Origin of the sequence: Okeania sp. SIO2B9, from assembly GCF_010672505.1 — a bacterium.
Lineage (GTDB): Bacteria > Cyanobacteriota > Cyanobacteriia > Cyanobacteriales > Microcoleaceae > Okeania > Okeania hirsuta.
Genome location: NZ_JAAHGK010000201.1, coordinates 1 through 7,747, shown reverse-complemented (window position 1 = coordinate 7,747; position 7,747 = coordinate 1). Strand labels below are relative to the sequence as shown.

The window sequence follows — 7,747 nt, the reverse complement described above, 5'->3', positions numbered from 1 at the left end:
TATCCTTATAATATTGGGGAAACAGAAATTAATGGTACTGGCGAAAAAATTGCAGATTTACCACCATTTGGAAATCATTTTACTCGGAACTTAGCAATTTCTCCAGACAATCAACTTTTTGTTTCTATTGGTTCCGCTGGCAACGTAACAATAGAAGATTTACCTAGAGCATCTGTACAAGTAATGAATCTAGATGGTTCCGATCAAGAAACTTTTGCTTTTGGTTTAAGAAATCCTGTAGGTCTAGATTTTCACCCAATAACAGGTCAACTTTTTACCACTGTAAATGAACGAGATGATTTAGGTGATGACTTAGTTCCTGATTATTTAACAGGATTAGAACAAGATGAATTTTATGGTTGGCCTTATGTTTATTTATCACCAGATTTACCAGACCCATTTATAACACAAGAAAATCCTAATTTCGTACCGGAAACTCAAACTCCAGATTTTGTAACAGAAACTCAAACTCCCGATGTATTATTTCAAGCACATTCAGTACCTTTAGGACTGCAATTTTATGATGGTGAAACTTTCCCAGAAGAATATCACAATGGAGCATTTGTTGCATTTAGAGGTGGTTTCGGTCGTCAAGAACCCACAGGTTCTAAAATAGTATTTGTACCCTTTGATGAAAATGGAAATGCCACAGGAGTATATCAAGATTTTTTAACAGGTTTCTTGGACGTTTCCGCAGAACCTGAAACTTGGGGTCGTCCAGTTGGTTTACAGGTTTTACCGGATGGTAGTTTGTTGTTTACCGAACAAGGAAACAATCGAATTTATCGAATACAATTTCCTGAAAATGAAACGATAGAAGGTACTAATGACAATGATAATTTTCAGAGTGGAGAAGGTGACGATCAACTTTTTGGTAGAAGAGGTAGCGATCGCCTGACTGGTAATGGTGGGGACGATACATTAATTGGTGGTGTTGGTCGAGATACTCTCAATGGTGGTAGGGGTGATGATAGTGTTAATGGTGGTCCTGGAAGCGATCGCCTATTTGGTAAATCTGGTAATGACCTGTTAATTGGTCGCCCTGGTAACGATATCTTGTTAGGGGGTGATGGTAACGATACTCTAGAAGGAGGTATTGGTCGCGACAGACTCAACGGTGGAGCAGGAAACGACCAACTTACAGGAGGTGGTAGTATTGACCGCTTTATCTTTAACACTAATGATGAATTTCAGACTGAGGATGTAGGTATAGATACAATTACTGATTTTTCCCAAACACAGGGAGATATTATTCTTCTAGACCTGACAACTTTTACTGCCATCAACAGCGATTCAGGAACAGGTTTCAGCATTGCGGGAGAATTTGCCACAGTTACTGATGATCAGCTAGCAGAAACTTCTGAAGCAGTCATTGTCTATAATAGTGAAAATGGAAAATTATTCTATAATCCCAATGGTAGTCAAGCTGGTTTCGGTAGTGGAGGTCAATTTGCCACTTTGACAAATATTCCATCAATAGAAGCAGAAGATTTCTTCCTCAGAAGTTAGCGATCGCCATTTCCCTACAGTGGGAGCATCTTGCTCCCATGCTAGGCGTCGATAGATGTTTAGTCCTAAAGCGCAACTAAAAATAATATCAAATCCGCATTTAATATTAATAGCGATCGCTCAATATCTTTGTAGCTCAAGCTTATCAAAATAATACAGACTTTACTTGGTATACTCTTAAATAATTTCCTGGCTTAAATTCTTTCGTTTTTCTTACTTTTAACTTTTAACTTTTGACTTTTGAATTTTGACTTCCGTACAGATATCTATACCAGACGAAGTACAAACAGATAGAAAGTACAAGCAACAACAGGGATAGAATCAGGAAATTATCCCAACGTTTCATCATAAACATAATTCCCGTGAGACACAAAACTATTTGCCAGGGAATCGCGATCGCAGTCGCCAGCAAATCACGCCTGTTCTCTAATGCGATATTGACCGTGAGATTGCGGGGAATATTAACAGCGATCGGCTTCCAAAAACCGAAGGGACGGGTGACAGTATAAAAATTCTCCAGAACTGACCGTTCCGTTGCCGGGGTTAACAGAGTGCCAGCGATACATCCTGCCAAAGAACAACTGCTAGGAATTAGAAATTGGATAAATTCGGCAAGTTGCAGATTCGGGAAGGAAGGTAAGACGATCGCCTTAGTCACAATTGCGGCCACCATACCAGCAGCGATACCCGTGGCAAATCCATAGCCATTAAACCGCCACCAATACCATCTTAACAGCAGAGGAACCGCCAGACCCGTACCCAATCCCAGAGTCAACCATCCCCAAATTTCATTGATATTGGAGATACTGAAGCTAAATAGCAATCCCACCATAACAATGATAACCGATGCCCAACGACTTTGAGCCAGCAGTTTGCGGTTGTCAGCTTGCGGATTGAGATAAGCTTGATAAATATCCTTCACCCAGTAAGCAGCACCACCATTAATTAAGGAGTCAAAAGTAGACATCCCGGCAGCGATAAAACAAGCTAATACCAATCCCTTGATTCCCACTAGTAGGTAAGTAGCGATAACTGTTGGCAAGACCAGTTCCGGGTCGGGAATTACTTGGTTAGTAATGCCGTAATTGATGCCCAGGATCGCAAAAGCAGTTACCAAAGGCCAGCGAAAGGAAAGCAAGAATATCCACCACAGGGACATTAACCCCACTTCCCGATCGCTTTTGGCGGCAAAATAGCGCTGCATCATATAACCACCGATACCGCCAAACCCTTCCATTAATACTTTCAGCAGATAGAAACAAAGGATAGCGCCGAACAAGTTGAAACGACCATAGTCTCCTGGCAAGTCTACTTCCATAGAGGGGAATATACTACTCCACTCGCTAAAATTCCACTCGTGCAATTGCTCGGTTCCCGGAATAGAAATAGCAAATGTCTCTGGTAGAGGAGGAAGTTGCAGAGCGATCGCGCAGATATAGATGATAGCCACAAAAATCAAAACTCCCTGAAACAGGTCTGTTAACACCACCCCATAAAAACCGCTAAGGACAGTGTATATCAATGCCAGGAATATGATTAAAATTGAGGCCAGACGGGCATCGACAGTAATAAATTCTCCTAAGAATTTGCCCCCACCGATGGCAAAGTAACTGATCCTGCCAATGGTCAAGATAATAGCAGCAACAGCACTAACTATCCGGGCGATATTTCCTTCCCGTCCGACTCCAAAACGCAAATGCATCCATTCCGCTAAAGTCATAACTTGGGCGCGACGATTCCACTTGCCCATAAAAATCATGAACATTGCTAGAATTAAGGCAATGCCACCCCGGAGTTCCAGAAAAAATCCCTTCGTTCCCAAGGCGTAGACTAAGGCTGTGATTAACATTGTCCCCGCAATGTCCGTATTGGAAGCCATCCCGGATGCCCCCAATACCCACCAAGGCATATTTCGATCGCCCAGAAAGTAAGAGTCTATGCCAGCGGATGCTTTCCGCTGGAGAAATATGCCAAACAGAACGATCGCCAGCAGGTAGATGACGACAATAGTATAATCAATTAAATGCATAAACTCCTCAACTTTCCTTATCAGTACCATTGATTCTATTATATTATGTCCGGTTGATTACTTATATAGCGCTGTGCGCAGCTCATCTGGCAACAGGCAACAGAAGTAGGGTGCGTTAATCAGCTCTCAGGCACCGCCGATTCCAGCTATTGATGGTGCGTTACTATTGGACAATAGAAGTAGGGTGCGTTAATCAGCTCTAAGGCACCACCGATGTCAGCTATTGATGGTGCATTACTATTGGACAATAGAAGTAGAAGTAGTGGAGTGGCACACCCAAAATGGTGCATCGGGTAGGGGCGGGTTCCGCGTTAAGTTAATGGTGTCACCCAGGACTGAGTAAACCCGCCCCCACCCCAATCATAATCATGCATAAAATTAGCTGTGTCAGTCCAGTAGGGGCGGGTTCCGCGTTAAGTTAATGGTGTCACTCAGGACTGAGTAAACCCGCCCCCACCCCAATCATAATCATGCATAAAATTAGCTGTGTCAGTCCAGTAGGGTGCGTTAATCAGCTCTAAGGCACCGCCGATTCCAGCTATTGATGGTGCGTTACTATTGGACAATAGAAGTAGGGTGCATTAATCAAATGTAAGACACCGCCGATTTCAGCTATTGATGGTGCGTTACTATTGGACAATAGAAGTAGGGTGCGTTAATCAGCTCTAAGGCACCGCCGATTCCAGCTATTGATGGTGCGTTACTATTGGACAATAGAAGTAGGGTGCGTTAATCAGCTCTAAGGCACCGCCGATTCCAGCTATTGATGGTGCGTTACGCTGTCCCTAACACACCCTACTGGACCGACACACCCTACTGGACTTTGACTTCAGTAGGTTGGGTTAAGCGTATCTCGCAACCCAACAGATACAATAACTGTTGAACAGATACAATAACTGTTGAACAGATACAATAACTGTTGTTGGGTTTCCTGAACATCAACCTAACCTACAAAGTACCAAGGTTTAACGCATACTTTGTTTTTTCTCAGCTTTTAAGTCACGACTACCCACAGCTTCAGCTATTGATGGTGCGTTACGCTGTCCCTAACACACCCTACTGGACTTTGACTTCAGTAGGTTGGGTTAAGCGTATCTCGCAACCCAACAGATACAATAACTGTTGAACAGATACAATAACTGTTGAACAGATACAATAACTGTTGTTGGGTTTCCTGAACGTCAACCCAACCTACAAAGTGCCAACGTTTAACGCATACTTTGTTTTTTCTCAGCTTTTAAGTCACGACTACCCACAGCAGCTAATTCTGCATCCATCAAAGTTTTTCCTGTTGCTGCTAGATAAACATCATCCAAACTTGGTCGTGCTTGAGCAATACTAAAAGTAGGTAAACCCTGCTGATACAGTAACTCTTGAATTGTGGTAAAAGCATCACTCTGGGGTGTCACCACTAAGTTTAAAGAATTGCCTTGAGCAGCATTAACAATAACTTCTTGAACCATTGGTAAATTTTCTACTAATGCTTTTACTTTTTCTGCTTCTTCAGTAGAAGAAAATTCCCTAACACGGAGAGTAATACGATCGCCTCCCACTCGGTCTTTAAGTTCAAAAGGAGTACCCGCAGCAATAACCAGACCTTGGTCAATAATAGCTACTTTATCTACCAAAGCATCGACTTCTTCAAGATAGTGACTGGTAATTAAAACTGTTGTACCAGAGTCTCGCAACTCACGCAAAAAATCCCAAACTGCTATCCGACTATCAATATCTAAACCTACTGTGGGTTCATCCAAAACTAAAACATCTGGTTGATGCAATAAACCTGCTGCTAAATCTAGACGTTTGCGGATACCACCTGAATAAGTACCTGTTTTTTTGTCCGCCCAATCTTCTATTCCCAGAAGAGCGATCGCTCCTTCGATTCTTTCCCTTGCCAATTTCCCTGGAATATGATATATAGCTGCTTGCAGTTGTAGTAGTTCTCGGCCTGTAAGAACCTTGTCAATGGCCACTTCCTGAGCAACATAGCCAAGACGTTGTCTAGCTATTCTCGGTTGGTCAACTACTGAAATACCAGATACTTCTAAACGTCCAGCGTCTGGTGTAAGTAGAGTACACAGAGCGCGTAGTGTAGTTGTTTTACCTGCACCATTAGGGCCAAGTAAACCAAATATTTCTCCAGGTTCTATCTGAAAGGAAACGTCCTTAACTGCTGTAACCGAACCATAACTTTTCTGAAGGTTTTCTATTAAAACTGCTGGTACCATGATTATTAGTAAATATAGAGTTTCCTCCGACCATTGTAATTGTTTATATTATTGTCGGCAGAAAACCAGCAGATAGAAAAGTTTTTCTTATCGAAATATTGTGGTTTAAAGCCTCCTCTTTTAAGGGGATAATAAATAAAAATTTTCATGATTAGTCAATCCTCTTCTTTTCAAGGAGAGGTAATTCTAAATTCTAAATTCTAAATTCTAAATTCTAAATTCTAAATTCTAAATTCTAAATTCTAAATTCTTGAATGTTCCCTGCGATAAAATTGAGTAAGTAGCTTCTCATAAATAATTATGCCTTTAGATCCCCAAGCCTTTTTTCAGGCAACAAACCCTGGCATTCCTCTGTTTATAGACAATGTAGAAATTAACCCAAAATACTACATTGACTTCTCGACTGTGCGTGGAGGAAAAGTTATAAAAAAATTAAAAAATACTATTACTCTCTGGTCTTTAGGCCGACCTACTTGCCAACTATTCACCGGACATATTGGTTGTGGTAAGTCTACAGAATTATGGCAACTCAAGCAACAGTTAGAAACAGAAGGCTTTCACGTTGTCTATTTTGAATCTGACAAAAACCTAGAAATGGGAGATATAGATGTAGGCGATATTTTTCTAACTATTGCACAACAGGTCAGCAGAAGTTTGGAGAAGTTGGAAAAACTTAACTTGGAGGAACCAAAAGGATTAAAAGGTCTACTTCAGGGAGCTGCAAAATTATTGCAGACAGAAATTGAACTCTCCGCAGAAGCCAATATTCCTGGTGTGGGTAAAGTGGCAGCTAGCAGTGAAGGTTCATTTTCAGCAGAAGTCGGTTTGCCTGGAGTTGGTCAAGTCAAAGCTGACGAAAAAGGATTAGAATTTGTAGCTTTAGGAATTGGTAAAATTACTGCCCAGGCAAAAGCTAGTCCAGAACTTCGTACTAAACTCAGAGAATATCTCGGACCCCGCACTAGCGGAATTATTGAAACTATAAACAAAGAATTGCTCGAACCCGCTAATGAAAAGTTGAAAAAGTATGGCAAAAAAGGATTAGTGGTTATCGTTGACAACTTGGAAAAAGTTGATAGCTCACCTAAACCTTGGGGGCGACCTCAACCAGAATATCTATTTGTTGACCGGGGCGAACAACTGATGAGTCTTCATTGTCATCTGATTTATACTCTTCCTATGGCACTGAGGTTTTCCAATGACTACGACACATTAACTCAAAGATTTAAGAAAGACCCTCAAATATTGCCAATGGTGGCCACACAGTTGCGCGATGGTAGTGAATGTGCTGAAGGAATGAAGTTAATGCGGCAGTTAGTGTTGGCAAGGGCATTTCCAGAATTAGATCCACAGCAACGTTTGGCAAAAGTTACCGAAATATTTGATAGTCAGGAAACTTTAGATTACTTATGTCGTTTCAGTGGTGGTCATGTGAGGAATGTATTGCGAATAGTTAATGAGGCTATTATGGAAGAAGGGGATCTTCCCATCTCCCGCGCTAGTGTTGCCAATGTAATTAAAACTTATCGCAATCAGCGACTTTTAGCTGTAGATGACCATGAGTGGGAATTATTGCGCCGAGTTGCTCAGACAAAAAAAGTAACGGGAGATGATGGATACCAAATTTTAATTCGGAGTATGTTTGTTTATGAGTATCAAGATGAAATTGGCCCTTGGTTTGATATTAATCCTCTTTTGAAAGATGCGCCGGAGTTAAATATAAGGGAATAAAGGGCGTAGGTTGGGTTGAGGCACGTTAGCGTAGCTTATCCGTTAGGATCAACCCAACTTTAGGGTATGAAAAAGAATTTTTTGATAATAGACATCTCCAGAAAAGAGGCAACAGGCAACAGGCAACAGGGAACCCACCCCTAACCCCTCCTGGGAGGGGAATAATTGATAATTTATGGATAAGAATTGATTTTATTTTTAATTATTTCTCCTTGTTCCCTCTTTTATGGGGATGTCTAATTTTGAGCAT

4 protein-coding genes are annotated in these 7,747 nt (G+C 41.3%); 2 read left to right on the top strand and 2 right to left on the bottom strand.

Translation table 11 applies throughout. The features are described 5' to 3' along the window. Positions 1-1,509: PQQ-dependent sugar dehydrogenase (locus F6K13_RS35010; protein ID WP_353735650.1), on the top strand; the 1,509-nt coding region annotated here is incomplete at its 5' end. Between the two features lie 226 nt (positions 1,510-1,735). Here the strand turns inward: F6K13_RS35010 and F6K13_RS09635 are convergent. Both F6K13_RS09635 and F6K13_RS09630 read right to left on the bottom strand, forming a co-directional pair. Further along, complete coding sequence (locus F6K13_RS09635; protein ID WP_240041614.1) at positions 1,736-3,568, bottom strand: sodium:solute symporter; 1,833 nt, start codon at positions 3,566-3,568, stop codon at positions 1,736-1,738. A gap of 1,178 nt (positions 3,569-4,746) precedes the next feature. Beyond that, positions 4,747-5,766, bottom strand: a complete 1,020-nt coding sequence (locus F6K13_RS09630; protein WP_124155015.1) for an ATP-binding cassette domain-containing protein — start codon at positions 5,764-5,766, stop codon at positions 4,747-4,749. 300 nt (positions 5,767-6,066) lie between these two features. Here F6K13_RS09630 and F6K13_RS09625 point away from each other — a divergent pair, with 300 nt between their 5' ends. Next, a complete protein-coding gene (locus tag F6K13_RS09625; RefSeq protein ID WP_287287288.1) occupies positions 6,067-7,497 on the top strand; it encodes an ATP-binding protein in 1,431 nt (476 codons plus the stop codon). Positions 7,498-7,747 lie beyond the last annotated feature (250 nt).

Coding starts and splice junctions, on each gene's coding strand:
- F6K13_RS09635 (WP_240041614.1), bottom strand. CDS start 3,568: ATGGTACTGATAAGGAAAGTTGAGGAGTTTATGCATTTAATTGATTAT.
- F6K13_RS09630 (WP_124155015.1), bottom strand. CDS start 5,766: ATGGTACCAGCAGTTTTAATAGAAAACCTTCAGAAAAGTTATGGTTCG.
- F6K13_RS09625 (WP_287287288.1), top strand. CDS start 6,067: ATGCCTTTAGATCCCCAAGCCTTTTTTCAGGCAACAAACCCTGGCATT.